Origin of the sequence: Bartonella sp. TT110JLCBS, from assembly GCF_042193405.1 — a bacterium.
GTDB lineage: Bacteria > Pseudomonadota > Alphaproteobacteria > Rhizobiales > Rhizobiaceae > Bartonella.
Genome location: NZ_JBHILT010000070.1, coordinates 1 through 2602, shown reverse-complemented (window position 1 = coordinate 2602; position 2602 = coordinate 1). Strand labels below are relative to the sequence as shown.

4 protein-coding genes are annotated in these 2602 nt (G+C 34.9%); 2 read left to right on the top strand and 2 right to left on the bottom strand.

Features of this window, described 5'->3' with window-relative positions; all coding sequences use genetic code 11:
* Positions 1-159: 159 nt before the first annotated feature.
* Entirely contained in the window at positions 160-999 is an 840-nt protein-coding gene (locus ACFILW_RS09375) for a hypothetical protein (protein WP_375649575.1), read from the top strand.
* A 1-nt stretch (position 1000) separates the two neighbouring features.
* Here ACFILW_RS09375 and ACFILW_RS09370 read toward each other — a convergent pair whose 3' ends face one another.
* Both ACFILW_RS09370 and ACFILW_RS09365 read right to left on the bottom strand, forming a co-directional pair.
* Positions 1001-1435, bottom strand: coding sequence for a hypothetical protein (locus ACFILW_RS09370; RefSeq protein WP_375609734.1), 435 nt, complete (start codon positions 1433-1435; stop codon positions 1001-1003).
* Between the two features lie 16 nt (positions 1436-1451).
* Entirely contained in the window at positions 1452-1697 is a 246-nt protein-coding gene (locus tag ACFILW_RS09365; RefSeq protein WP_375635094.1) for a helix-turn-helix transcriptional regulator, read from the bottom strand.
* A gap of 100 nt (positions 1698-1797) precedes the next feature.
* Between ACFILW_RS09365 and ACFILW_RS09360 the strand changes: the two genes are divergently transcribed.
* Positions 1798-2400 (top strand): S24 family peptidase, encoded by a 603-nt coding sequence (locus ACFILW_RS09360; protein ID WP_375627583.1) that lies wholly within the window; start codon positions 1798-1800, stop codon positions 2398-2400.
* Positions 2401-2602 lie beyond the last annotated feature (202 nt).

Below are 2602 nucleotides of genomic sequence, written 5' to 3'. Positions count from 1 at the left end.
TAAGCGCCCCTTTGCTCTAACGTCATTCCATCTGTACCACTTATCCAGTCATACAAATGGAATCTTATCCATGGCATTGCATTAGACATGCGCGCCCCCTTCTTTTATTAAATATAAATGAGTGATCATAATCCCCCCCTTAAGGCTCTACGTATTTATATGTGTGTTATGACAGAGCGTGTTGTGATTGCCTGTCTTGAAAAAATGTTTATGAAAAAGTATCCTCCCAACGATTCTAAAAAAGTGGGGAGGGGAAAGATGCAAGAATGGATAAAGATATTTCTTACAGGTTTCCTGTCATTTATCGGATCACTTTCAGTAGCGCTTATTTTAAGAAATAAAGACCGTAAAGAAGCCGCAAAAAAACGAGCACAAGATAAGAAATGGGTAATCAAGAAATTTGCAGAAAGCGAAAAACAAACTGCAGCTCTTGAAGAGCAAGCAAAATCAACAAAAGATATTGCAAAATGGTCAGAAGAACATATTAAAATTTTGTTAGATAACAAAAGAGTACAGGATTTAGGACCGCCACTTTCCATATATGCAACTGGACCGCATCTTCCAACAAAGGACAAGTGGACGCTTCTTTTCTTAAAGGTAGAAAATAATGCACAAACTGTCGTCCATATTTTAAATATAAAGCTAAAAGATAGTTCTCGCTTTATTCTTGGATATGGCATCATATACAAACCTGAAACAAGATGGCAGCAAATGCAATCACCATATGTTAATCCTGATGCTAAGCCAACGTCACACAAATCACGCGGCTTCTGTGATAAAGCGAAGAATTTTCGAACGGGACCAGAAATCGATGTTAATATTTCTGTAGCTCCCTCAGAAGGCAAACCTTCAAAAATCCTTATTTTTGTAGCAGCACGTGAAGAAGATATAAAAGACCAAGTTACTTTAATCATTACCCATACATCCCCACTGCAACCAGAAACAAAAATGACTGTAACAACACAAACCAGCCTCATAGACTTTAAAAAAGTGGATTAACTCAATTCAGACGCACACTACACGCATCATTTATTAATTTGATTTCTTCTTCTCTTTTTTTGATGAGGTCATCCCTTAAGAAGCCAAGATTACTTTCGACTAAAGCTGTAAACAAAAGTAGCTCATTTAGGCGATGAAAAGATGACAAATCTTGAGAAAAATAATTATCAAACCAAGTTGTAAAAGCTTGCGTAAAGGCAGATGAAAACCATTGATTAAAATCATCGTATGGCAATAACGGAAAATAATTTCTATCATCACGCGCAAAAATATTTTGCAGTATATAGATAAGATAACCTGTTGATGAGGGATCTATGCAACTTTCACATGTCTGATTAGGCGAGCGAACACCATAATATATGTCTTCACGTCCAATCTTATTAACAAGATTAATCAACTTGACTTTACTTATAGTGATATGCGGGACATCTATCATCTCTGATCTTTCTTCTTTAAGAATGTGAATGGTGCTGTTGATGTTCATTACTATCTGTAGGAGCGGAAATAAAAGCAGAACTAGAGCTAGAACTATCTTTCAACTTTTGCAGCTTTAAATAACTATTTAAAGATAGTCCTTTGCCTTGTTCCCAACGACAAACAGAAGCTTGCTTAACACCTAAAATATCTGCTAATTCCTTTTGTGTTAGCGATAAACACTTTCGGATAGATTTAATCTTTAATTTTTCCTCTGTGTCCATTTGAGTTAAGCTCCTTAATTTTAACCATATACGCAATTGTATAGAGTTAATTAAAAAAAACAATAGATTTTTTTAATTTTAAAATCATAAGTAACTAATTATGACGAAAAATATCATTGCGACATTGCAAGTATTGCAATCTGAGTTTGGTCTTAATCAAAAAGATCTTGCCGATAGATTAAATGTAACCCAAGCGACCGTGTCAAGATGGTTAGGAAGTGAATCAGATCCCAGAGGTTCACACAGAGACTCAATTTTAGAACTTTATAAAAGCTTAAAAGGTTATAATCAAATTACTACAGTTGTTCCTGTTATGGGGTATGTAGGAGCAGGATTAGAGATTGATACCGATGTTGAGCAAATCCCAGAAGATGGGCTTGAAACAATCGAAATACCATTTGATTTGCCTTTTGAAACAATAGGATTCATGGTTCGTGGAGATTCCATGTATCCCGTATATAAAGATGGTGATTTAATCGTAGTTAAACATCTGCAAACAAAGCCAATGAGCGATTATTACGGTGATGAAGTTGTCGTTCTAACAGAAGATAATAGGCGTTTCATCAAACAAATTACTCGCTCTTCAGAGGGCATTGTACTCAAATCATGGAATGCGCTACCTATTAAAAATGCAAAAATAAAATGGGTTGGAGAAATAGTTGCAATATTACCGCGCAAATCCTATCGTCTACTTATGAAGTAATCCCAATAAAGTTTTTGATTCTATTGCTTGTGAAGATGGCATTTAAGTGAAAATGCAAAAAAAAATGAAATATATGCGATTTTTTGCTTGCTTATATTTATACATTTACGTATAAGTAATTATACAAACCACGCACAAACAATCGCCAAGAGGCGTTAGGGAGGAAAAATTATGGAAAATCCAATTCTTATAAATTCCAATG